Here is a 24027-nt window from a genome sequence, read left to right as displayed (position 1 = left end):
CAGGGGTCAGTAATCGATTTGGGGGACCTGGAACGTGCCCTTGAGCGACTTCAGCTCGGCACGATGCATGGCCGCGAGACGGGCGAGCAGCGTTTCGCCGGCCGCTTCGAGGTGGACTTCGACCTGGCGGCGGTCGGCTTCGCTCGGCTTGCGCTTCACGAGTCCGAGCGCTTCGCAGCGCGTCACCAGCGCCACGACGCCGTGGTGGTGCGCCTGCAGGCGTTCCGCGAGTTCGCCGATGGTCGCCCATTCGCGATGCGGATAGCCCTTGATGTGCAGCAGCAGCAGGTATTGCAGTGGCGTCACGCCTTCGCTTTGCGCGGCACGTTCGGAGAAGCGCTCGAAGCGGCGCATCTGGTAGCGGAACTCGGACAGTTGCTGGAAATCGCTTTTCGTCAGTGCGCGTCGGGTATCGTTCATCGGTGGGGCGGGCATTCGGTTACGGTGGCGGTAAATATATCATAACGTGATATAAATGGACGAAATCGGGCGGAACGGGCGCGTTTCACGTTTCGCGTTCCGCGGACAGTGACGGGGCGTGCGCTACGCGGCCTCGAGCATTTGGGTCTGCCGATAAAGGCCCGTGACGAGATCCGTCTGCGTGATGATGCCGACGAGCCGGCGCGACGCATCGACGACCGGAATATGGTGGTGGCCCGAATGCGTGAACAGCGGCACGAGCGCCGTGATCGGCATCGTTTCCGGCACCGCCGCGACGTCGCGCGTCATCACGGACGCGACGCTCGCGGGCTGGCCGCCGAACGATCGCGGCAATCGTGCGGACAGGCGTTGCCACAGCGGGGTCGAACGGCGCAACGGGCGCGTGAGGTCGGCGCGCGTGACGATGCCGGTCAGGCGGCCTTCGCCGTCGACCACGGGCAGCGCCTTCACGCGGTGGCGGTCGAGCAGCGCGAGCGCGGCCGTGATCGACGTGGACGGCGCGACCTCGATCGCGTTCTTCGTCATCAGGTCGGCGCACTTCAACTGGCCGAACGTGCGCGCATAAGCCTGCATTTCGGTTTCGCGCAGCAGCGTTTCGAGATCGTCCGGATCGACGTCGAGCCATTCGCCGCGGCGCTTGAGCACCGCGTCGAGGTCGCCGCGCGTGAAGCCGCCGCGCGTCGGCGCGGCGCCGCCGGCCTGCGGTTTCGCTTCGGCGCGCACGCCGCCGTGCGGGTAGCGGTGCCCGGTCAGCGCGTGATAGACGAGCGCGGCCGACAGCAGGATCGCCGATTGCAGCGCGATCGGCTGAAGGACGAAGCCGAAGCCGAGCGCATGGATCGCGGGGCCGCCCACCACGGCCGTGAGCGCGACGGCGCCCGACGGCGGGTGCACGCAGCGCAGCGCGAACATCCCGCCGATCGCGCAGGCGATCGCGACCGCGGCGGCCGTGATCGGATCGGCGATCCATTGCGCGCACGCGACGCCGACTGTCGCCGCGACGAGATTGCCGCCGATGATCGACCACGGCTGCGCGAGCGGGCTCGCCGGCACCGCGAACAGCAGTACGGCCGACGCGCCCATCGGCGCGACGAGCAGCGGCACGAGGCCCGGCACGCCGGGCAATAGCCGCATCGTGACGCCGACCGTCGCAATGCCCACGAGCGCGCCGGTGCACGAGCGCAGGCGCTCGCGCCAGCCGAGTGCCATCGGATGGGGAATGAAGCTGTGCAGCCATTGCCGCAACGTGCGGCGCGACGGGGAGGAGCCTGGCGACATGGGGGTAAGCGGTAAAAACGGCAACGCGGAGGCGCGGCGACAAGCGCGGGATTATATCGTGTTGTGATACAAATTGTCGCGCCGCATCAGGCGCGTTGGCCGCGCGTGATGCACGAATCTTGCGAAAACCTTTCATCGGATGGGAGCTTGTGCGCGCGTAACCGCGCAAATTTGTCCGCAGCGGCGTACAATTCGGCGCACTCGATTCCCCCGTCATGCCAGAACCCTGTCCTCGATGCCCGCTCTCCCGCCTTCTCCCCGGCACGGCGCTCGATTCGACGTGGCTCTTCGCGCCCGCGTTCCGTTACCCACCTGACGCGAGCGCCGCCGACGTCTCCCCACTGACTCTCCCCAAGCCAATTCAATGGACATGCTCGAAAACATGCGCCTGTTCGTGCGCGTTGTCGAAGCCGGCAGTTTTACCGCGGTCGCGAAGGAAATCGACGCGACCACCGCCCAGGTGTCGCGCGCGGTCTCGAATCTCGAAGCCCACGTACAGACACGCCTGCTGCATCGCACGACCCGCCATCTCGGCCTGACCGAAAGCGGCGAGCGCTATTTCGAGCGCGCGAAATCGATCCTCGCGGAGCTCGACTACGCGAACGCGGAGGCGCGCAACGCGCTGCTGCGGCCGAGCGGCAAGATGCGCATTCATGCGATGACGGGGCTCGGGAAGAGTCATGTCGTGTCGTCGATCGTCCGGTACCAGGAGGACAACCCCGACGTGTCGGTCGAGCTGACGCTGGCGCAGCGGATGCCGAATCTGGTCGAGGAGGGCTACGACGTGTCGATCGTGACGGCGTCGCAGTTGCCCGATTCGGGTTATGTCGCGCAGATCTGCGGCACGAGCTGCAGCGTGCTCGTCGCGTCGCGCGAATACCTCGCGCGGCACGGCACGCCGCAGACGCCCGACGACCTGCCGAACCACGTGTGCCTGCGCCTCGACACGCCCGCGTCGCCGGCCAGCGAATGGCGCCTGGAGCGCGGCGACGGCGAGGAAACCGTCTACGAGCTGCAGCCGGCGCCGTTCCAGGTCAACGTGCCGGACGCGCTGTGCGTCGCGGTGCGTGCCGGGCGCGGGATCGCGTGCGTGGCGCTGTATACGGTGCTCGACGATATCCGCGAAGGGCGCCTGATCCGCGTGCTGCCGGCGTACCGGCTGCAGACGGTGAGCGTCTATGCCGTCTACGCGACACGCCGCTATCTCGACGCGAAGATCCGCACCTTCCTCGATCACCTGCGTACGACGCTCACGCCCGCGTTGGAAAACGATCTGCGCGAGCTCGACCGGCTGACGACGGAGCACATGCCGGGCGGCCGCCTGCGCGCGTGACCGCGCCGGTGTGCCGCCGCGGCGTTCATGCGGCTGGCGCGATGCGGATCCGCTCGAAGCGGCCCGCGAGCCACCCGTACGCGGCCATGCCGATCAGCCCGTGCGCGGCGACGAACCACAGCGCACCGGCGAACGAACCCGTGCTGGCGACGAAGTAGCCGATCACGAGCGGCGTGACGATCCCGGCGATGTTGCCGAGGCCGTTGAAGACGCCGCCGCTCAGCCCGACCATGCCTTCCGGCGCCGTGTCGGCGAGCACGGCCCACCCGACCGCCGCGAGCCCCTTGCCGAAGAACGCGACCGTCATCAGCGCGATCACGGCCGCGTTCGATGATGCGCCGTTCGCGAGCACGAGCAGCGTCGCCATCGCCATCCCCGCGACGAATGGCGTCTTGCGCGCCTTCGACGGATGCATGCCGCGCCGGATCAGCCAGTCCGACAGCACGCCGCCGAGCACGCCGCCCGTGAAGCCGCAGATCGCCGGCAGCGCGGCGACCCAGCCGGCTTCCATGATCGTCATTCCGCGCCCCTTGATCAGATAGATCGGAAACCACGTGATGAAGAAGTAGGTGAGCGCCGTGATGCAGTACTGGCCGATGTAGATCGCCCACAGGTTCCGGTGGCGGAACAGTTGCGACACGTCGTGCCACGACGCGCGCGGCCGCTCGCGCATACGGTTCGCCTCGAGATCGACGAGCGCGCCGTGGGCGCGCAGGTAGTCGCGCTCCGCGTTCGTCATGCGCGGGTGGCCGTGCGGCTCGCGATACCACGCGAACCACAGCGCGGCGAGCGCGATGCCGAGCAGCCCCATCCACAGGAACACGTGTTCCCAGCCGAGCGCATGCGTGAGCCATGCCATGGCCGGCGTGAACAGCACGACGGCCATGTATTGCGCGGAATTGAACAAGGCCGACGCGGTGCCGCGTTCGGCCGTCGGGAACCAGCATGCGACGATCCGCGAATTGGCCGGAAACGCCGGCGATTCGACGAGCCCGAGCATGAAGCGCATGACGAACAGCGCCAGCGTCGCGGCCGCGCCGTGCACGGCGAACGCGCCGACCGTGCCCTGCAGCATCGTGAATACCGACCACAGCAACAGGCTCAGGCCGTACACGCGCCTTGCGCCGAAGCGGTCGAGCAGCCAGCCGCCCGGAATCTGGCCGATCGCATAGGCCCAGGCGAACGCCGAAAAGACGACGCCGAGCTGCACGGGCGTGAGCCCGAGGTCGTGCGCGACGCCGGTGCCGGCGATCGACATCGTCGCGCGGTCCGCGTAGTTGACGACGGTAACCGAGAAAATCAGCGCGAGGACCGCATAACGGACGCGGCCGATCGTGCGCGATGCGGCGGGCGAGGCGGCGACGGCGGCGCCGCTGGATCGATTGGACATGCGTGTCTCCTGGCCTCCGTCGTGCGGAGGCATCCGTGTCGTAATGGAAGGGGCGGCGCCGCGCTCAGTGCGTGACGCTGGTCGGCGGGCGCTGGCCCGCGAAGCACGCGGCGAGGTTCGCGAGCACGATGCGGCCCATTGCCTCGCGCGTTTCATGCGTGGCGCTCGCGCGGTGCGGCTGCACGACGACGCGGTCGAGTTCGAGCAGCGCGGCCGGCACGTGCGGTTCGTGCGCGAACACGTCGAGACCGGCGCCGGCGATCGTGCCGTCGGCCAGCGCGCGCACGAGCGCGGCTTCGTCGACCAGCTTGCCGCGCGCGACGTTGATCAGGAATCCTTTGGGGCCGAGCGCGGCGAGCACGTCGGCCGTCACGAGCACGTTGCCGTGATCGGCCGAGGCCGCGATCACGAGCACGTCGCTGTCATGCGCGAGCGCGGCGAGGTCGGGCACGTAGCGATAGCCGCTGTCGCGATGCTCGCGAGGCCCGAAGTAACTGACGGGCATCCGGAACGCCTGCGCGCGCTGCGCGATCGCGCGTCCGACGCGGCCGAGCCCGACGATGCCGAGCCGCTTGCCCGTGACCTGCGTCGCGAGCGGCTGGGTCGTTTTGCCCCAGCGGCCGGCGCGCACGATCCGCTCGCCGGCGCCGAGGTCGCGCAGGGTCATCAGGATCAGCCCCAGCGCCATGTCGGCGACGTCGTCGGTCAGCACGTCGGGCGTCGTCGTCACGTGGATGCCGCGCGCCCGGGCACGATCGAGATCGACCGCGTCGGTGCCGATGCCGTTGATCGCGACGATCTCGAGCGCGCCGAGCCGCTCCATCAGCGCGGTGGACAGGCCGTTCGCGCCGCCCGTCACGACGCCGCGAATACGCGGTGCCACGCGATCGAGCAGTGCTTCCGGTTGCTCGGCCGCATACAGCCGGTGCACGGTGTAGCGGGCGGCGAGTTCGGCGTCGATCGCGTCGGGGAGCGGCTGGGTCAGCAGGATGTCGATGGTCATGAAGGTCTCGGTCGTCGTGCGCGGCGCGGGCCGCGCATCAGGTGGAACCGAGTATAGAAATCGCATCGATATGCGTCTAACATCAAAAGACTATCGATTGATTCAAGATTTGAATGATTGAACTGCACCAGCTTCGCTGCTTCGTCGCGGTTGCCGAAGAGCTGCATTTCGGCCGCGCGGCCCGGCGGCTCTTCATGACCCAGCCGCCGCTCAGCCGGCAGATCCAGTTGCTCGAGCACGCGCTCGGCATCGCGCTGCTCGAGCGCAGCAGCCGGCTGGTCAGCCTGACCGCGGCCGGCGAGCGCTTCCTGCGCGATGCGCGGCACATCCTCGAATTCTCCGCGCGCGCCGAGCAGGCCGCGCAGCGTGTCGCGCACGGCGGGGCCGGGCGCATCACGCTGGGGTTCACGGCCGTCAGTGCGTACCGGATGATCCCGGTTCTGCTCGCGCATGCGGCGCACGCGCTGCCGGACGTTGACGTCGAACTGCGGGAGATGGTGTCGACCGTGCAGATCGACGCGCTCGCGTCGCGGATGCTCGACGCGGGTTTCGTGCGCCAGCGCGCCGCGCGCCAGCCGCTCGAATACCGGCTCGTGCAGCGCGAGCCGATGCTCGTCGCGGTCGCGGAAGGCGCGCCGCTCGCGGCCTACGAGCAGATCGGCCCCGACGAGCTCGACCGGCAGCCGTTCATCGCGTATTCGCCGAACGAGGGCAAGTATTTCCACGACATGATCTCGGGGATGTTCGCGGGCGCCGGGCGGCTGCCGAATTACCTGCACTACGTCGGCCAGACGCATACGATCCTCGGCCTCGTGCGCGCGGGGCTCGGCGCGGCGCTGGTGCCGGCGTCGGCGCGCGAGCTTCATGTCGACGGCGTGGTGTTCCGGCCGCTCGCGGGCGTCAACGTGGCGGCGGAGCTGTATCTCGCGTGGCGCGCGGACAACGACAACCCGGCGCTGCCGGTGTTCAACGCGATGGTCGAGCGGTTTCTGACCGAAAGCACGGACGACGCGGGCGTCTAGCGGCGCTTGCTCGCCCGTTCCGCGCAGCGGCCCGTCAATGGGTGATCGACAGGAACAGGTACGCGGCGAACAGCGCGACGTGCACGACGCCGTGCAGCACCGTCGTGCGCCCCTGGCTCAGCGTGAGCGTGCTGACCAGCAGCGTGAGCGCGAGCAGGACGGTTTCCATCGCGCCGATCCCGAGCGTGAGCGGCTGGCCGACCCAGATGAACACGGCCGCGACGGTCGGAATCGTGAGCCCGATGCTCGCGAGCGCCGACCCGAGCGCGAGGTTCATGCTGGTCTGCAACCGGTTCGCACGCGCGGCGGTGACGGCCGCGAGCCCTTCCGGCAGCAGCACGAGCGCGGCGATCACGATACCGACCGCGGCTTCGGGCGCGCCGAGCTTCAGCACCGCGTGCTCGACGGCCGGCGACAGCAGCTTCGCGAGCAGCACGACCGCGACGAGGCTCGCGAACAGCAGCACCATGCTGATGGCCGCGGTGCGGTTGCTCGGCGCCGCCGCGTGCACCGCTTCGTTGGCGCTGTCGTGCTCGGCGAGGAAGTAGTCGCGGTGGCGCACGGTCTGCACGAACACGAATGCGCCGTACAGCACGAGCGACGCGACGCCGGCGAACGCAAGCTGCGATTTCGAGAAGAACGGGCCCGGCGCGGCGTTCAGGTAGTTCGGCATCACGAGCGACAGTACCGACAGCGACGCGAGCACCGCGAGCGCCTTGCTCGCGCCGCGCCCCTGGAAATCCTGTTCGCCGTGCTTCCATGCGCCGACCAGCAGGCAGATGCCGACGATGCCGTTACAGATGATCATCACGGCGGCGAACACGGTGTCGCGGGCAAGGCCCGATTTCTCGGGGCCCGCGCCGAGCATCACCGACACGATCAGCGCGACTTCGATGACGGTCACGGCGACCGCGAGCACGAGCGTGCCGAACGGTTCGCCGACGCGGTGCGCGACGACTTCCGCATGGTGGACGGCGGAGAACACGGCGCCGGCGAGCGCGGCCGCGAACACCGCGATGACGAGGCCTTCGGCCGGCACGACGCGCGACAGCGCGAGCACCAGCCAGGCGGCAAGCGGGGCCCAGAGGGTCCAGCGCGGGAGCTGGTTGGACGAGAGCGGCATGAGGGGTTCCTTATGCGAGTGGCGGCGCGCGACGCGCCGTCACGGGTTGATGAAGCCCGGCCGTACTATCCGCCGAACGAGGACGATGAAACCGAAGGGCGGCAGCGCGCAATGGCGCTGCCCGGTTCGCTGCCGCGAGGCGGCGAGGGGCGCGGGCGGGCCGAAGCCCGTCGCGGGACGAAACGGTTCGATGCGGCTGCCCGCGGACAGCGAGACAAGCATGGGTGGCGACGCGCGGGCCGGTGGCTCGATTCGCCCCCATAAGGACGGCCGGCGATGGACGGCGGTGACGGCGCGACACGCGTTTCCCCCTTCAATCCGGCAATTTGTCGAATTTTATCAGGCGTTGCGGGGTCGCTATCTCATATTCGAGCGCTTACATTGACCTTTCGGTTTGCAAAAAGTGCCGCGCTCTTTCGATTTTTTTGTCGTTGCGGTTTTCGTCATGCTCTCTTGCACGACAAATTCGGGCTCGCCCTGACATAAATCTACCGACCGGTCGGTTTATAATCGATCGCATTCCCACTTCATGACGGATCGCAATCGATGGCTGTTTCCTCTGCACATTCGGTGAACTCGGGCGCGCTGGCGCCGTCGGCCGTCGTCGGCGTGATCGGCGCCGGCGCGATGGGCGCGGGCATTGCACAGGTCGCGGCGGCGGCCGGCCATCCGGTGTTGCTGTACGACCTGAACGAAGCGGCCTGCGACAAGGCGCTGGCCGGCATCCGTGCACAGTTCGCGCGGCTGGCGGAGAAGGGCCGGCTCGAACCGGCGCAGGCCGACGCGGCCGGCAACCGGATCCGCGCGGTGCGCGCGCTGGCCGATTTCGCGGGCGCCGCGCTGATCGTCGAGGCGGCGGCCGAACGGCTCGACGTGAAGCGCGAGATCTTCGCGACCCTCGAGCGCCATGTCGACGACGCGTGCGTACTGGCGACCAACACGTCGTCGATCTCGATCACGTCGATCGCGGCCGGGCTGCGCGTGCCGCAGCGCGTCGCCGGCCTGCATTTCTTCAATCCGGCGCCGCTGATGGCGCTCGTCGAGGTGGTCAGCGGGCTCGCGACCGCGCCCGATATCGCCCGGATGCTCGTTGCGACCGCCGCTGCATGGGGCAAGCAACCGGTGATGGCGAAATCGACGCCGGGCTTCATCGTGAACCGCGTCGCGCGGCCGTATTACGCGGAGGCGCTGCGCGTGCTGAACGAGCAGGGCGGCGCGCCGGCCACGATCGACGCGGTGATGCGCGAAGCCGCCGGCTTCCGGATGGGGCCGTTCGAGCTGATGGACCTGATCGGCCACGACGTGAACTTCGCGGTGACCGAGTCGGTGTTCCGCGCGTATTTCAACGACCCGCGCTACACGCCGTCGTTGATCCAGCAGGAACTCGTGAACGCGGGCTTTCTCGGGCGCAAGTCCGGGCGCGGCTTCTATTCGTATGCGGACGGCGCGACGCCGCCCGCCCCCGATCTCGAACCGCCGCGCGCCGCGCCGGCCGACGTCGTGCTGTTTGCGCAGGACGGCCCGGCCGCCGCGTTGCACGCACGCTTGGCCGAACGTATCGACGGCGTCCGGCAGGCCGGCGCGCAGCCGGACGAACTGCTCGCAACGGCCGGCCGCGCGTCGATCGCGCTGACCGACGGCCGGACGGCCACGGCGCGCGCCGCGCAAACCGGCGTTGCCGATCTCGTGCTCGTCGACCTCGCGCGCGATTACGCGCAGGCCGGGCTCGTCGCGCTGACGCGCGCGCTCCAGTGCGGCGACGCCGCGTACGCCGATGCGGTCGGGCTCTTTCAGCAGGCGGGCTTTCGCGTCGTCGGCTTGGCTGACGTGCCGGGCATGGTGGCGATGCGCACCGTCGCGATGCTCGCGAACGAAGCCGCCGACACGGTGAACCAGGGCGTGTGCTCGCCGGCCGATCTCGACCTCGCGATGGAGAAGGGCGTGAACTACCCGTGCGGCCCGCTCGCGTGGGCCGATGCAATCGGCATCGGCCGCGTGCACCGCGTGCTGTCGAACCTGGCGGCGAGCTACGGCGAGGACCGCTATCGCGTGTCGCCGCGGCTCGCCGCGCTGCATGCGGCCGGCCGCATGTTCCGGTCGTGACCGCCTCGTCACCTCGAACACGATAACGACATCACTCCATTGGAGGAGCCCCCGATGATTCACCCGACGCACCCCGCCGCCGCCCTCGAGCCGATCGAGACCGCCAGCCGCGACGAACTGCAGGCGCTGCAGCTCGACCGCCTCAAGTGGTCGCTGCGCCACGCGTACGACAACGTCCCGCACTATCGGCGCACGTTCGATGCGGCAGGCGTGCATCCTGACGATCTGAAGTCGCTCGCCGATCTCGCGAAGTTCCCGTTCTCGACCAAGAGCGATCTGCGCGACAACTATCCGTTCGGCCTCTTCGCGGTGCCGCGCGAGCAGGTCGTGCGCGTGCACGCGTCGAGCGGCACGACCGGCAAGCCGACGGTCGTCGGCTACACCGCGCGCGACATCGATACGTGGGCGAACGTGACCGCGCGCTCGATCCGCGCGGCCGGCGGCCGCCCGGGCGATACGCTGCACAACGCGTTCGGCTACGGGCTTTTCACCGGCGGTCTCGGGATTCACTACGGCGCGGAGCGGCTCGGCTGCATGGTCGTGCCGATGTCCGGCGGGCAGACCGAGAAGCAGGTGCAACTGATTCGCGATTTCGAGCCGAAGATCATCCTCGTCACGCCGTCGTACATGCTGAACCTGATCGACGAGATGGTGCGGCAGGGGATGGACCCGGCCGAATCGTCGCTGAAGATCGGCATTTTCGGCGCCGAGCCGTGGACGCAGGCGCTGCGCGACGAAGTGGAGACGCGCGCGGGCATCGACGCGCTCGACATCTACGGGCTGTCGGAAGTGATGGGCCCGGGCGTCGCGTGCGAATGCGTCGAGACGAAGGACGGCCCGGTGATCTGGGAGGACCATTTTTACCCCGAGATCATCGACCCCGTCACCGGCGAAGTGCTGCCCGACGGCAGCCAGGGCGAGCTCGTGTTCACGTCGCTGACGAAGGAGGCAATGCCGGTGATCCGCTACCGCACGCGCGACCTCACCGCGCTGCTGCCGCCGACCGCGCGCGCGATGCGCCGGCTCGCGAAGATCACGGGCCGCTCCGACGACATGCTGATCGTGCGCGGCGTGAACGTGTTCCCGAGCCAGATCGAGGAGATCGTCGTCGCGCTGCCGCAGTTGTCGGGCCAATTCCAGATCACGCTGTCGCGCGACGGTCACATGGACCGGCTCGACCTCGCGGTCGAGTTGCGCTCCGAGGCGGCGGCGTCCGTTTCCGACGCCGATCGCGCGGCGCTCGCGCGCGAGCTGCAGCACCGGATCAAGACGATGGTCGGCGTGTCGTCCGGCGTGACGGTGCTCGCGGCCGGCGGCATTCCCGCGAGCGCGACCGGCAAGGCGCGGCGCGTGATCGATCGCCGCCAGGCCGCCTGATTGCCGATGGATGCCGTTCTACCCGAGGAAACCTGTTCGATGGATGGATTGAAGACCCTGGCCGTCAAGGTCGATGCGCGCGGCATCGCGACCGTCGCGCTGCAGCGCGGCGACGTGCTGAACGCGTTCGACGAGACGATGATCGCGGAGCTGACCGACGCGTTCACGACGATCGGTCGGCGCGACGACGTACGCGCGATCGTGCTGCGTTCGGATGGCCGCGCATTTTGCGCGGGCGCCGACCTGCAGTGGATGCAGCGTGCGAGCGCGAACGACGCGGCCGCGAACCTGCGCGACGCCGAGCGGTTCGCCGCGATGATGCGCGCGATCCGGCAATGTCCGAAACCGACGGTCGCCCGCGTGCAGGGCCACGCGTTCGGCGGCGGGGTGGGCCTGTGCGCCGCATGCGACATCGTGATTGCGAGCGACCACGCGCGCTTTTCGGTCAGCGAGGCGCGCTTCGGGATCCTGCCGGCCGTGATCGGCCCGTATCTGGTCGAGGCGGTCGGGCAACGCCAGGCGCGCCGTCTCGCGCTGACCGCGACGCAGCTCGCGGCCGCCGAAGCCGTCGCGATCGGGCTGATTCATCAGGCCGTGCCGCTCGATGCGCTGGACGACACGCTCGAGCGGACGCTCGCGGAACTCGGCCGCAACGGCCCGCACGCGCTGATGGAGATCAAGCGCTTTTTCGACGCGATCGGCGAGTACCCGCCGTCGGATGAGCGCGCGGCGTTCACCGCGCAGACGATCTCCCGCGTGCGGGCGACGCCGGAAGCGAAGGAAGGCTTCGCGGCCTTCTTCGCGAAGCGGCCGCCGGCGTGGGAGACGGGCGCCGAATAAGGCTGCGCGACGATCTTTCATGACGATCGACGCGGAAACCGGGGGCGGCCGCATTTTGCGTCTCGGGCACGGGCGCTTGCACTACAATGCGTGACCCCCGGCGCGCTGCCGGCCCCGTCCCGACCGATGCTTCGCACGATGATCGTCAACCGCCTTGTCTCCGAGATCCTGTTCGGCTTTACCGGCCTGATCGGCATCATCAATCCGATCGGCATCGCGTTCCTGTTTCTCGAGCGGACCGAGGCGCTCACCGCGCATGAACGGGATCTGCTCGCGCGGAAGGTCGCGTTCAATGCGTTCGTCGTGCTGATGGTCGCCTTCTTCGCCGGCACGCCGGTGCTGCATTTCTTCGGGATCTCGATGGAAGCGCTGCGGATCGGCGGCGGCTTCGCGGTTGCCGTGGCCGGCTGGCAGATGCTGAACGAACCGGACGGGCCGGGCGGCGGCGACACGCCGGTCAAGCCGATCGACGCGAACGCGATCATGACGCGCGCGTTCTTCCCGTTGACCATGCCGCTGACGGTCGGCCCCGGCTCGATCGCGACCGCGATCGCGCTGAACGCGAACCGCACGCACAAGCTGTCGGAGTTCGCGCTGTCGAGCATCGTGTCGATCGCCGTGTCCGTGCTCGTCGCGCTCGTGATCTGGCAGGTCTACAGCCGCTCCGCGCTGCTCGCGCGCTACCTCGGCAGCGAAGGGACGAAGGTCGCGAAACGCGTGTCGGCGTTCCTGCTGCTGTGCATCGGCGTGCAGATCATGCTGACCGGCTTCTCCGCGTTCCTGCAACCGCTCGCCGACCAGGCCAGATAACCGGGGCCACCCGGTTCATCCTTCAAGGGGCCTCCTTTCACGCAGCCTGCACGCGGCGCGCGGTCATGCGCGTTCGCGGCATGCGGGATACCATGCGACGTCTGGCGGATGCGCGGCGCGCATCCGGCCGCAATCCCCACCTGATTGGCGAGGCGTGCAATGGAATACGTGAAATTCGGGTCGACCGGGCTGGACGTGTCGAAGCTGGTGCTGGGCTGCATGACGTTCGGCGAGCCGTCGCGCGGCACGCATCCGTGGACGCTGCCGGAAGCGGAAAGCCGCCCGATCATCCAGCGGGCGGTCGAGGCCGGCATCAATTTCTTCGACACCGCGAACATGTATTCGGACGGAACGTCCGAGGAGATCGTCGGCCGCGCGCTGCGCGATTTCGCGAAGCGCGACGACGTCGTGATCGCGACCAAGGTGTTCTACCGGATGCGGCCGGGGCCGAACGGCGCCGGCCTGTCGCGCAAGGCGATCATGACCGACATCGATCAGAGCCTGAAGCGGCTCGGCACCGACTACGTCGACCTCTACCAGATTCACCGCTGGGACTACGGCACGCCGATCGAGGAGACGCTCGAGGCGCTGCACGATGTCGTGAAGGCCGGCAAGGCGCGCTATATCGGCGCCTCGTCGATGTTCGCGTGGCAGTTCGCGAAGGCGCTGCACACGTCGAAGCAGAACGGCTGGACGCGCTTCGTCAGCATGCAGAATCACCTGAACCTGCTGTATCGCGAGGAAGAGCGCGAAATGCTGCCGCTGTGCGAGGACGAAGGCATCGCGGTGATTCCGTGGAGCCCGCTCGCGCGCGGGCGCCTGACGCGCAACTGGGACGAATCGTCGGAACGGCAGCAGAAGGACGACGTCGGCCAGCGGCTGTACGACGCCACTGCCGATGCGGACAAGGCGGTCGTCGAGGCCGTCGCGGCGATCGCCGCCGCGCGCAACGTGCCGCGGGCGCAGGTCGCGCTGGCGTGGGTCGCGCAAAAGCGCGGCGTGACCGCACCGATCGTCGGCATTTCGAAGCCGCGGCAACTGGACGATGCGCTCGGCGCGCTCGCGCTGAAGCTGACCGACGATGAAATCGCCACGCTCGAACGCCCGTACGTGCCGCACGCGGTCGCCGGGTTCAACTGAGCGACGGCGGCGGTACCTGCGCCGCGTTCAGTGCGCGGCGGCGAGCATCGGGTAGGTGAACAGGCCGAAGTGGACGACGTTCAGCCCCGCGTGCGCGAGCGCGGCGGCGAGCAGTCCGCCGCGCCGCCACGCGAGGCCGTAGCCGACGCCGGCCACCGTGCCGAGCACGATCCATTGCCAGCCGCCCGCCGCGTGCGCGGCGCCGAACAGCACCGCGCCCGCCGCGAGCGCGACCCACGGGCCCCACGAGTACGCGCGGAACATGCGTGTCAGCCCGCCTTGCACGTAGCCGCGAAACAGCGCTTCCTCGGCGAGCGTCACCAGCAACAGGTTGTTCACGAGCCACAGCCAGCCCGACGGCGGCCATTTGGGCGCCCAGCCGACCATCCCGAACGCGAGCGCGCCGGCCAGGCACGCGGCGGCCGTGGCGACGGCCGCCACGACGCCGGTGCGCAGCGCGCGCGACAGCGCGACGCCGGGGGCAACCCACGGCAGCACCCACAACAGCCACAGCCCGACGAGCGGCTTGTCGAAGTTCAGGTACATCGTGAATGGCGCGGCGTCCGGGGTGAAGCGGATCGGCCCGATCACGCGCGGATTGTGGAAGCCCGGAATCAGGTGCAGGCTCAGCGCGATCGCCAGCGCGGCGAAGACGAGGTGCGCCACGATGCGCACCGCGAGCGGGCGCTCGGGCAGCACGCCCCACGCGGCCGCGATCAGCAGCGCGAAGGGCGCCAGCGTGATCGGCGCAAGCTGGCCGAATGCGAGCGCACCCGCATAGCCGAGCACGGCGAGGCCGATGCTCAGGCCGTGCAGCGGGCGGTGCCATGCGAATGCGGCGGCCGCGAACAGGGCGATCCAGATCGTGGCACACGGAAGGAGCGAAAGGGACATGACGGGAAACGGATGGGCGGACGAGACGCCGCGCATCATACAGCAGGCGCCGTGAAACGCGGCCGGGCAGCCGGCGCACCGCGTGTCAGCGGCCGGCGGTTTCCGTGACGCCGCCGCGGCCCGGGATGTCGACGCTGTTGCGCACGCGCATCCGTCGCCGATACCAGAACGTCCACAGCAGCAGGCAGCCGAACACCGTGTAGCCCATCACCGGCGACACGACGAGTACGCGTTCGACCGGCCAGTTGGCGACCATCCACCAGCGCAGCAGCATCTCGAGCGTCATGATCGCGCCCCACACGAACGTCATCAGCCGCAGCATCTGCCGCAGGCCCGGCTGCGCGTCCCAGACCGCTTCGAAGTGCGCGGCGCCGCCGTCCATCTCGCGGGCCACGGTGGCGCGGGCCAGATAGTAGATCAGCGGGCGTTCGCGCAACAGCGACAGCAGGAACACGATGCCGATCGTGCCCGAGCCGATCGATTCGCGCATCAGCAGCGTGCGCGGGCTGCCGCCGAACGCCATCCCGACGATCGACAGCGTGATGCCGAGCAGCACGATGGCCGCCACCGCGTCGATGCGGCGCGAGCGGATGAATTCGACGATCGACCAGACGATCGGCGGAACCGCGGACGCGTACAGCGCGCCGGTTTCGCCGAAATACGGATGCGCGACCCGATAGGCTACCCACGGCAGCACGAGGTTGACGAAGAGTTCGAGTATCAGTCCGGCTCGCGGTTTCACGGTGCGCCATCCCACGCAGGTCGGGGCGAACGCGCGAAAGGCGTGGTCGCCCCCGGTTGCCCCGACAATGCCCTGAAAAGGGTTCGGTCCAGTATATCGAAGAATCGCGCGGGGCTCGGGGTTGTGAATGTTTCCGCGTGCCGCGTCCGGATGGAACGCGGCATGGCAGCAGCCCCGGACCGGGGTGATGAGGGTTGCGTGCCACGCCGCGCGGAGAAGGGAGGCGGAGTCAAGCGCGCCGCCCGCGCAGGGGCAGGGGCGACGCTACGACGGCATAGCGGCGGCCTGCGCACCGCGGCGCGAATCGATGCCGCGGATGCCGCGGGCGGGCGCGTGCGGTCAGGAGACGGCCGGCTGGACGATGATCTTCACGTTGCGGTCCTTGTGGTTGACCAATTCCTCGAAGCCGCGCGTGACGATGTCGCCGAGCGCGATGCGCCCGGTGATGAGCGGCTGCACGTCGATGCGGCCGTCCGCGATGAAGCGGATCACGTCCGCGAATTCGCCGTTGTACGCGAGCGAGCCGATCACTTCCTTCTCGGTCGACACGATGTCGAAGAAGTTGAACGGCGCCGGTTCCTCGAAGATGCCGACCATCACCGACTTGCCGGCCTTGCGGATCACGTCGATCGCGAGCTTCGCGGTGGCCGTGTGCCCGATGCATTCGAACGACACGTCGGCGCCGTAGCCGCCCGTCAGCGCCCGGACTTCAGCGATCGCATCGGACGTCTTCGGATCGATGACGACGCTCGCGCCCACCTCCAGCGCCTTCTGCTTGCGCGCGGCCGACATTTCCAGCGCGATCACGCGCCCGGCGCCCGCGGCCTTCGCGCACATGATCGTGCACAGGCCGATCGTGCCCGCGCCGACCACGACGACGGTCTGCCCGACGATGTTGCCGGCCTTCTTCACCGCATGCAGCCCGACCGCGAGCGGTTCGATCAGCGCGCCGGCCTCGGTCGGGAAATCGTCGGGCAGCTTGTACAGCAGCTCGGCCGGCACGTTCACGTATTCGGCGAATGCGCCGTTGTTCATCAGCCCGGTGAACGCGAGGTTCTCGCAGATGTTGTACAGCCCGTGCCGGCAGTACCAGCAGGTGCCGCAATGCTGGCACGCGTCGGCCGTCACGCGGTCGCCGACCGCGAAGCCCGACACGCCCGCGCCCAACTCGGCGATCTCGCCGCTGAACTCGTGGCCGAGGATGCACTGGCCCTTCAGGCCGGTCAGCGGGTGCGGCGCGTCGACCGGGATGAACACGGGCCCGGCGACGTATTCGTGCAGGTCGGAGCCGCAGATGCCGCACCAATGCACGCGAATCGTCACCCAGCCCGCGGGCGGGCGCTGCGGAACGGGAACCTCTTCGACGCGGATGTCGTGGCGGCCATGCCAGACGGCGGCCTTCATGCTGGGCGGGGTGATCGATGCCGGTGTACTCACGTTGCTGTCTCCGTCGGGTTGTCGTCGGGTGCGCGGCAATGCTGCCGGTGCGCCCGTCGCGCGATTGCGCGATCGACGGGTATGCAGGAACGGGGCCAGCGTGAATCAGGGCGGTGCGTGGCAAGCCGAAGCACGCGTGGCGTGCGTTGCACCATGTCGCTTTCCGGCGGCCGGCAACGATTCGGAAGAAACGGAGCGTCGGCTCTGCTGCGATAGCGAAACGGCGGGCGGGGTGAGACGGCGGGACGTTCGTCTCACTGAGATGAGACGAATCGCGAGACGAACGTGACGGGGGCGTTGCCCGCTTCGCGTTCAGGCGAGCACTTCGTCCACGGCAACCGCGGCGAGCGACGTGAATCCGGCGGCGCGGTACAGCGGCTGACCGGTTTCGGTCGAGATGAGCCACGCGCGGCGCGCACCGCGGTGCCGCGCGTGCGCGACGATCGCGGCGAGCAGTTGCGTCGCGAGGCCGCGGCGCCGGTATGCGTCCGCTGTCCCGACGCGGTCGACGACGATATCGCGGGGCGACGCGAAGCCGTAGCGCGCGGTGGCCGCGATCTGCCCGTCGAGCCGGTGCGCGAACAGGAACGCGGCGGGATTCGGCTGGAATGGCGGGAAGGCGCCGCTCGTGTTGAACGCTTTGATCGCGTCCGGCGTGTCGCAGGCCAGCGCTTGCGCGAGCGCGTCGTCGCCGGACAGCCCGTCGATATCGGCGGCCATGAAATGCTCGTCGGTCAGCCGGCGCGTCCTGCCCCGCAGCGCGGGCGGCAGCGGTGCCGCGCCGTAGCGCGTGATCCACGCGCCGACGGCAAACGGGCCGGCGCCGGATTCGGGCGCACCCTCGATCATGAAATGCTCGAAAGGCCGGCCCATCGCGCGGTCGAACTGCACGACATGGCCGTCCGGGCCGTCGTGCAGCGGCGCGTCGCGCCGGTCGCGCGCGGCGCAGTACCCGGAGATGAACGCGCGTACGGCCGCCTTGCGGCGGGGGAAATCGGACCAGGCTTCGTCGAGCGGGAACAGCGTGGCCGGGGCGGGGGAGGCGGTCGGCATGCGTAGGGGCGCGGCGTTGTCAGGGCGAAGGCGCCAGCTTAGACCAGGATGCCGTCGCGTGTCGCGCCGGCCATTGCCGCGATCGCCGAAACGGACCGTTGCGCACGCTACCTCTTTACTTGAAGTTAACTTCAATTTGTATCATGTGCGCCAGTCCGATTGCGCTCGCGTGCGGCATCCCGTTGCACGCGGCCGCCAAGCATGCTCAACACCATGGAAAGCCCGATCTGCGAAGAAGACCTGTCGTGCGACGCGTCGGCGTTGGACGAAGACGATGCGATGCCGTCGCGCGGCGGCGCGGTCGCGCATCCGCTCGTGACGATCGGCCGTACGCCGATTCCTGAGCAGGCGACCGCCGCGGCGTCGCCGTTGCGCCCGCAACTGTTCGTCACGGTGCTGGAGGCGGGCGACGACGCGCTGCTGGTGCGCTGGGTCGAGAGCGGCCGGTGTCATTACGGCGAGCAGCGCTGGCGCCTGCGCGTCGCGTTGCAGCCCGGGCGCTGCGCGCTGTCCGGGCAGCCGATCGAGCCGGGCGAACCGGTGTTTCGGCCGGTGCGGCGGCCCGTGCCGGCCAACGGCGACGAGATGATCTGTCCGGCCGCGGTGCCGGGCGTGGCAGGTGCGGCGCACGATGGCGCGCCGGAAGACGGTGGCGCACGCCATCCGGCCGATGTTCATGGCTGAACATCGGCCGTCGGGGAGCGACGTCATTTCTTCAGATCGTGCCGGTACTGGATGAAGCCGGCGTTGTTCGCGAGCTTGTCGTACAGCGCGCGCGCGGTCGTGTTGGTCTCGTGCGTGAGCCAGTACACGCGGCTCGCGCCGGCTTCGCGGGCCCGTTCGTACACGGCCTCGATCAGCGCGCCGCCCGCGCCCTGGCCGCGCGCGTCGGGCGCCGTGTACAGATCCTGCAGGTAGCAGTACGGCCCTTCGGTCCAGCACGAGCGGTGGTAGATCGCGTGCACGATCCCGACGAGCGCACCCGACGCATCGAACGCGCCGAGCACGAACATCGGCTCGTCCGGATCCATCAGGCGCGCCCATGTGGTCGCGAACACCGCGTCGCTCAGCGCGGTGTCATAGAACGTCTGGTAACCCTGCCACAGCGGGCGCCACGCGGCTTCGTCGGCGGCGACGAGCGGGCGCACCGTGACGCGCGTCGCGTCGTTCGCGCGGCTGGCCGCGTCGCGCGCGTTGGCCTGCGCGTGGCGGATCGCGGTGAGCGACTGGCGCTGGTTGCCTTCGGCGTCGAAATTCTCCGGCGCGAGCCAGGCTTCGAACGCGGCGCGGACGTCCGGCCATTCGCCGTCGATGATCGAGAACCACGCGGTGTCGCGATTGCGGCCGCGGTAGACCATCGCCTGCCGGAACGTGCCCTCGTAGCGGAAGCCGAGGCGCGCGGCCGCCTTGCGCGACGGCGCGTTCAGGTCGTCGCACTTCCATTCGTAGCGGCGGTAGCCGAGCGTATCGAACGCATACTTCATCAGCAGGAACTGCGCTTCGGTCGATACCGGCGTGTGCTTGAGCAGCGGCGAGAACGTGACGGAACCGACCTCGATCACGCCGTTGGCCGGATCGATGCGCATCAGCGCGAGCGTGCCGACCGCGCGGCCCGTGGCGCGATCGATCACCGTGTAGTGCAGCGGATCGGCGCTCGCCTGCGCGCCGCGCGCGTAGTCGCGGTAGCTGGACGCATCGGCGTACGGGCCGTGAGCCAGATAGGTCCAGTCGCGGCCGTCGGGCGCCTGCGCGTACGCGGCGTACAGATCGGCCGCGTGGCGTTCGGCGTCGAGCGGTTCGAGCCGGCAGTAGCGGCCTTCGAGCGCGATGCGCTCGGGGCGCGGGCGCGCGGACCAGTCGGGAACGGGTTGGCCGATGGGCTGCTGGAAAGCGTTGGTGAGCGTGGGCAAGGTCGATCTCGCTTCGGTTGGCGGCCGGCGACATGCCGGCATGCAGACGATCGTAGTCCCGGCGAGGTACCATGAGAAGCGCCAGCGTGCGGCAAATTTATGGTGCCACGGTCGGTGGCCGCCAGCCGTACGCCGCTCATCATCCGTCCCGTTCCGACCTCTTCACGCCGCGATGTTCCGATGACGACTGCCTTTCTTCCCGACGACACGCCGTTGCTGCCGCTCGATGCGCCGCTGGCGCGTACGCCCGGCGCCCCGTCGCTGCAGCGCCAGCTGCTGCGCCGCTTGCGCGACGCGATTCTCGGCGGCGCGATGCCGGCCGGCACGCGGCTGCCCGGCACGCGCGCGCTGGCCGACACGCTCGGCGTGTCGCGCAATACGACGGCCGCGGTATACGAGCAGCTCGTCGCCGAAGGTTTCCTGCAGTCGGACCGTCGCGGCACGCGGGTCGTCGGGCTGTCGCGGCCGGCGCCGCCGCGCCGGCGTGCCGCGCCGCCAGCCGTCGCGCAGCGGCTCGGCCGGATTCGCTCGAGCCTCGTCGGCACCGGCGAATCGGAGGGCTTCCGGCCGGGCGTGCCCGCGCTGTCGCATTTCCCGGTGGACGCGTGGCGGCATGCGATCGATCGCGCATTGCGCCGCGCCGGCCGCGATCTGCTCGCGTACGGCGATCCGCTCGGCGAGCCCGCGTTGCGCGAATCGATCGCGCGCCACCTGGCCGTCACGCGCGGCGTGCGCTGCTATCCCGAGCAGATCGTGATCACCGAAGGCGCACAGGGCGCGATCGCGCTGTGCGCGCAGTTGCTGACGAATCCGGGCGATACGGTGTGGGTCGAGGAGCCCGGCTATCGCGGCGCGCGCTCCGCGATGCAGGCGGCCGACCTCGACGTCGTGCCGATGCCCGTCGACGCGGAAGGGCTGCGCGCGGAACCGGACGACTGGCGCGAGCGGCCGCCGCGCCTCGTCTACACGACGCCGTCGAACCAGTTCCCGACCGGCGCGGTGCTGTCGATCTCGCGCCGGCTCGCGCTGATCGATGCGGCACGCCGCCATCGCGCGTGGATCATCGAGGACGACTACGACAGCGAATTCCGTCACACCGGCGAGCCGATCGGCGCGATGCAGGGGCTCGCGCCCGATTCGCCGGTCGTCTATCTCGGCTCGTTCAGCAAGACGATGTTTCCGGCGCTGCGGATCGGTTTTCTCGTGCTGCCCGACACGCTGCTGGCCGCCGTGCGGCCGGCGTTGCCGGAGATGCTGCGCGGCGGGACGCGCCATGTGCAGCTCGCGCTCGCCGATTTCATCGAGACGGGCGAGTACGGCCGGCATCTCGGCCGGATGCGCCGGCTGTATCGCGACCGGCGGCGTGAGCTGCTCGCCGCGCTCGACAGCAGCCTGAGCGTGCCGCACCAGGTCGAGGGCGGCCCCTGCGGGCTGCATCTCGCGCTGCGGCTGCCGGCGCGTTATCGCGATCGCGCGATCGTCGAAGCGGCGCGCGCGCACGGCATCGGGCCGTTTCCGCTGTCGGGTTTCGCGATCGATGCGGGGCGGGCCGGCAACGGGCTCGTGCTCGGTTTCGGCAATACGTCCGCGGATGCGTTCGAGCCGATGTTGCGGGTGGTGTCGGCGATCGCGGAGCGGGTGGGCGCGGGTCACGCGTGACGGGTGGATTCAATACCGGCGCTTTAAAGGCCATGGCGGGCCGCGAATCATTCAATATTTTAAAAATCCGGCCGATATCTCGATATTGTCGATTTCCGACCGCGCAGCCTGAATCGAAAGTTTTGTCTTTTCCATCGTAAAAAATGGTCAATGTCGCTTGTCACGGCTTCTGCGATGAGCGACGATTTCGCTCCGTAACAAACGGTTACTTTTGTGCCGTCACTGGATATCGGAGAACGAAGGCCGCGATGAGTCGCGTCGGCCGAGTGCTCCAATAAATAACAATGCCGATCGCGACGAGATCGGCCGCAGGCATCCGAGTGCGCGACCACCGCATATGCCGCCTGCGAAACCGTATAGAACGACATGAAATCGGATTCAAGCCGCTATTGCTTCCCGAATCTGCTGGAAGCGTTTTTTATCGTCGTCGTGCTGAACATGGTCGAGTATGTGACGAACTCGATCATCTGGTCGGCCGGTCGCGGCGCCGGCCTGCAACCGATGGCGATCGCCAGTATCGGGCGCGTGCTCGCGAATGGGCTCGTATTTACGGTGCTGCTTCATCACGGCAAATTCACCTACCGTCGCTTGCTGCACGATGGCGTCGATTCCTGGCGAACGACGATCGGGCGATTTCTCGTGCCCGTCGTGCTGATTACGCCCGCATTGGTGGTGGCGATGAGCGTGCTGGAAGTCGGCATCGGGCAGTTTTTCTCGTGGAGCGGCAGCCGCGATGAAGCCCGGGAAGTGTATGTCAACGGCGGGCTCGGCCTGATCGTATTGACCTGCGTGATTGCGCCGCTACTCGAAGAGATGCTGTTTCGCGGCGTGATGCTGCGCAGCTTCCTGCGACAGTATCCGGAGGGAACGGCTATCGCCCATTCGGCCGCGGTGTTCGGTCTTGCGCATATGAACGTCTATCAGTTCGTGCTCGCATTCGGACTCGGCTTGCTGATCGGAAAGCTCTATGCGGCTACCCGATCGCTGTTGCCGGGCATGTTGATTCATGCCAGCTACAACACGGCCGTGGTGATCGTCGCGCTGAAATCGCCGTTCGTCCTTGCCAAGGAGAGCCTGCTCGAGATCTGGCCGGCTTCCTGGTGGTTCGGCGCGCTTGCGTTGGGCGGTGTCGGCGCATGGGGGCTGGTCAAGTCGGTCGATGCGCTGCGAATGGCGCCGGCCGGTATGGCAAACGACGATGTCGCGAACTGAACGCGCGCGGTGACGGGCTTCTACAACGAGCAAACGAGGTGAAGCATGCGGGGCAAGCAAGTCTGTCTGGTGGGGCTGGCGAGTACTGTGTTGATGCTGACGGCATGTGGCGGCGATGACGGTGGCGCGGCCAAAACGGGCAGCAACGCGTCGAACAACGACACGGCGGGAACGCCGACGGTCCCGTCGCCCGCCACGCCGGCGCCGGGCGCGCCTGCCCAGCCGTCCGTCCCCACGGCCTGCCGCCCGAACGGCAGCTTCAGCTATTCGGGCGCTGCGTCGCCGGTCGCGGCGAACAACGGCCAGCTCGCGGTGCTCGTGGTGCCGAATTTGCCGAGCGAGTGGGCGAAGAATCGCAACATGACGGCGGCCGATGTGCCGGCAACGAGCCTGGTTCAGCAGGGAAGCGGCGCGTTTACGACGCTGGCGTCGTCGGCGGCGGCGACCGACTGCCTCGGACTCGACCACGGGGCCGTGACCGAGATCCAGGGCGTCGGCACCGATGTGGCGATCGGCCGGTGGAATCGCGCGATGGATACCGACGGCAATACCTATGCCGATACGCAGGGCGTGCACTACGCGGTCGGCACGCCGCTGTCATTGCCCGCGACGGGCGGCCCGCTTTCGTGTACGCAGGTGATCGCCGACACGGTGGCGAGCAACGAGGGCGGCACGAACGGGACGCTCGTGTCGGCTTCGGCCACGCTCGATCCGGTCACGCGCATGCTCACCACGCTGGACCTGTCGATCAAGCTCGGGAGCGCGCAATACGGGTTGACGTACACGCAGGTGCCGTTGAACGGCGTGTTGAAGACCGCCGGGCCCGCGACGATTCAATCGATCGTCGTCGGACATGACGCGGCTCAGCCGCTCGTTGCCGTCGGCTACACGGCGGCGGTGCCGAACACGCAAGGCGTTGGTGGGGTCGCTGTGTTGTCGTGCCACTGACTGGAGTCGATGCCGGTTCGTCGACGGAAGGAGGCCGATGACGAACCGTTCGCTGTTTGCGCGCCGCATGCGGTCTGTCGGCAATGCGCGACCGGCAAATGGGTGGCCGCGGACCGCGACGATGAGGTGGCGGCGACGCGCACAGTGAGCGATGCGTGGTGAATATTCGGATTGACGAACCGCGCAGTTTGTTCGAAACGAACGCCGTCGCGGTTCCACCACCGCGACACCTTCCGGCATACGGGTTTCGATTCGTATGTCCCAACCGGCGCTTGGGCTATAAATGGTTGGGTGTACCGGTGCTTGTCGGAC

General features: G+C 68.7%; 22 protein-coding genes. 11 read left to right on the top strand and 11 right to left on the bottom strand.

Annotated features, from left to right (window positions below; all coding sequences use genetic code 11):
- Positions 1–6: 6 nt before the first annotated feature.
- A complete protein-coding gene (locus KPB06_RS29090; protein WP_059585021.1) occupies positions 7–420 on the bottom strand; it encodes a MarR family winged helix-turn-helix transcriptional regulator in 414 nt (137 codons plus the stop codon).
- 123 nt (positions 421–543) lie between these two features.
- The gene (locus KPB06_RS29085; protein WP_060009364.1) at positions 544–1719 is read right to left on the bottom strand and encodes an HPP family protein; all 1176 of its coding nucleotides are present in this window, start codon (positions 1717–1719) and stop codon (positions 544–546) included.
- Positions 1720–2083: 364 nt separating this feature from the next.
- Between KPB06_RS29085 and KPB06_RS29080 the strand changes: the two genes are divergently transcribed.
- Positions 2084–3052 (top strand): LysR family transcriptional regulator, encoded by a 969-nt coding sequence (locus KPB06_RS29080; RefSeq protein WP_059585023.1) that lies wholly within the window; start codon positions 2084–2086, stop codon positions 3050–3052.
- Between the two features lie 25 nt (positions 3053–3077).
- Here the strand turns inward: KPB06_RS29080 and KPB06_RS29075 are convergent, their stop codons facing one another.
- Together KPB06_RS29075 and KPB06_RS29070 are read right to left on the bottom strand one after the other, a co-directional pair.
- The gene (locus KPB06_RS29075) at positions 3078–4442 is read right to left on the bottom strand and encodes an MFS transporter (RefSeq protein WP_059585132.1); all 1365 of its coding nucleotides are present in this window, start codon (positions 4440–4442) and stop codon (positions 3078–3080) included.
- Positions 4443–4506: 64 nt separating this feature from the next.
- Positions 4507–5445 carry a 2-hydroxyacid dehydrogenase gene (locus KPB06_RS29070; RefSeq protein ID WP_275905799.1) on the bottom strand — a complete coding sequence of 313 codons (939 nt, stop codon included), beginning with the start codon at positions 5443–5445 and terminating at the stop codon, positions 4507–4509.
- Positions 5446–5558: 113 nt separating this feature from the next.
- Here KPB06_RS29070 and KPB06_RS29065 point away from each other — a divergent pair, with 113 nt between their 5' ends.
- Positions 5559–6467, top strand: coding sequence for a LysR family transcriptional regulator (locus tag KPB06_RS29065; protein WP_275905800.1), 909 nt, complete (start codon positions 5559–5561; stop codon positions 6465–6467).
- A gap of 34 nt (positions 6468–6501) precedes the next feature.
- Here the strand turns inward: KPB06_RS29065 and KPB06_RS29060 are convergent, their stop codons facing one another.
- Both KPB06_RS29060 and KPB06_RS29055 read right to left on the bottom strand, forming a co-directional pair.
- On the bottom strand, positions 6502–7590 hold the full coding sequence (locus tag KPB06_RS29060) for a calcium:cation antiporter (protein WP_059639561.1): 1089 nt from the start codon (positions 7588–7590) through the stop codon (positions 6502–6504).
- Between the two features lie 39 nt (positions 7591–7629).
- The gene (locus KPB06_RS29055; RefSeq protein WP_059585026.1) at positions 7630–7812 is read right to left on the bottom strand and encodes a hypothetical protein; all 183 of its coding nucleotides are present in this window, start codon (positions 7810–7812) and stop codon (positions 7630–7632) included.
- Positions 7813–8136: 324 nt separating this feature from the next.
- Between KPB06_RS29055 and KPB06_RS29050 the strand changes: the two genes are divergently transcribed.
- The 5 genes from KPB06_RS29050 to KPB06_RS29030 all read left to right on the top strand — a co-directional run bounded on the left by KPB06_RS29050 (position 8137) and on the right by KPB06_RS29030 (position 13860).
- Positions 8137–9693: a 3-hydroxyacyl-CoA dehydrogenase gene (locus KPB06_RS29050; protein ID WP_275905801.1), complete on the top strand. Its 1557-nt coding sequence runs from the start codon at positions 8137–8139 to the stop codon at positions 9691–9693.
- Positions 9694–9747: 54 nt separating this feature from the next.
- The gene (gene paaK / locus KPB06_RS29045) at positions 9748–11070 is read left to right on the top strand and encodes a phenylacetate--CoA ligase PaaK (protein WP_099317528.1); all 1323 of its coding nucleotides are present in this window, start codon (positions 9748–9750) and stop codon (positions 11068–11070) included.
- Between the two features lie 39 nt (positions 11071–11109).
- Positions 11110–11910, top strand: coding sequence for an enoyl-CoA hydratase-related protein (locus KPB06_RS29040; RefSeq protein ID WP_275905802.1), 801 nt, complete (start codon positions 11110–11112; stop codon positions 11908–11910).
- A 138-nt stretch (positions 11911–12048) separates the two neighbouring features.
- Entirely contained in the window at positions 12049–12720 is a 672-nt protein-coding gene (locus tag KPB06_RS29035; protein WP_059639557.1) for a MarC family protein, read from the top strand.
- Positions 12721–12879: 159 nt separating this feature from the next.
- Positions 12880–13860, top strand: coding sequence for an aldo/keto reductase (locus tag KPB06_RS29030; RefSeq protein WP_059639556.1), 981 nt, complete (start codon positions 12880–12882; stop codon positions 13858–13860).
- 27 nt (positions 13861–13887) lie between these two features.
- Here the strand turns inward: KPB06_RS29030 and KPB06_RS29025 are convergent, their stop codons facing one another.
- From KPB06_RS29025 to KPB06_RS29010, 4 genes are all read right to left on the bottom strand, one after another.
- Positions 13888–14754, bottom strand: coding sequence for a CPBP family intramembrane glutamic endopeptidase (locus tag KPB06_RS29025; RefSeq protein ID WP_275905803.1), 867 nt, complete (start codon positions 14752–14754; stop codon positions 13888–13890).
- Between the two features lie 85 nt (positions 14755–14839).
- Complete coding sequence (locus KPB06_RS29020; RefSeq protein WP_059585133.1) at positions 14840–15496, bottom strand: VC0807 family protein; 657 nt, start codon at positions 15494–15496, stop codon at positions 14840–14842.
- A gap of 339 nt (positions 15497–15835) precedes the next feature.
- On the bottom strand, positions 15836–16900 hold the full coding sequence (locus KPB06_RS29015) for a 2,3-butanediol dehydrogenase (protein WP_059585032.1): 1065 nt from the start codon (positions 16898–16900) through the stop codon (positions 15836–15838).
- A gap of 345 nt (positions 16901–17245) precedes the next feature.
- On the bottom strand, positions 17246–17986 hold the full coding sequence (locus KPB06_RS29010) for a GNAT family N-acetyltransferase (RefSeq protein ID WP_275905804.1): 741 nt from the start codon (positions 17984–17986) through the stop codon (positions 17246–17248).
- Between the two features lie 201 nt (positions 17987–18187).
- Between KPB06_RS29010 and KPB06_RS29005 the strand changes: the two genes are divergently transcribed.
- A complete protein-coding gene (locus KPB06_RS29005) occupies positions 18188–18670 on the top strand; it encodes a DUF3331 domain-containing protein (RefSeq protein ID WP_059585034.1) in 483 nt (160 codons plus the stop codon).
- Positions 18671–18693: 23 nt separating this feature from the next.
- On the opposite strand, the gene KPB06_RS29000 is transcribed toward KPB06_RS29005, so the two are convergent.
- On the bottom strand, positions 18694–19896 hold the full coding sequence (locus tag KPB06_RS29000; protein ID WP_059585035.1) for a GNAT family N-acetyltransferase: 1203 nt from the start codon (positions 19894–19896) through the stop codon (positions 18694–18696).
- Between the two features lie 180 nt (positions 19897–20076).
- On the opposite strand from KPB06_RS29000, the gene pdxR reads away from it, so the two are divergent.
- From pdxR to KPB06_RS28985, 3 genes are all read left to right on the top strand, one after another.
- Complete coding sequence (gene pdxR / locus KPB06_RS28995) at positions 20077–21555, top strand: MocR-like pyridoxine biosynthesis transcription factor PdxR (RefSeq protein WP_059585036.1); 1479 nt, start codon at positions 20077–20079, stop codon at positions 21553–21555.
- 366 nt (positions 21556–21921) lie between these two features.
- Positions 21922–22767, top strand: a complete 846-nt coding sequence (locus tag KPB06_RS28990) for a CPBP family intramembrane glutamic endopeptidase (protein ID WP_275905805.1) — start codon at positions 21922–21924, stop codon at positions 22765–22767.
- A gap of 45 nt (positions 22768–22812) precedes the next feature.
- Positions 22813–23715 carry a hypothetical protein gene (locus KPB06_RS28985; protein ID WP_059585038.1) on the top strand — a complete coding sequence of 301 codons (903 nt, stop codon included), beginning with the start codon at positions 22813–22815 and terminating at the stop codon, positions 23713–23715.
- Positions 23716–24027 lie beyond the last annotated feature (312 nt).

The sequence above is a fragment of the Burkholderia semiarida genome (assembly GCF_029268935.1).
GTDB lineage: Bacteria > Pseudomonadota > Gammaproteobacteria > Burkholderiales > Burkholderiaceae > Burkholderia > Burkholderia semiarida.
This window is presented reverse-complemented; position numbering and strand designations above follow the sequence as displayed.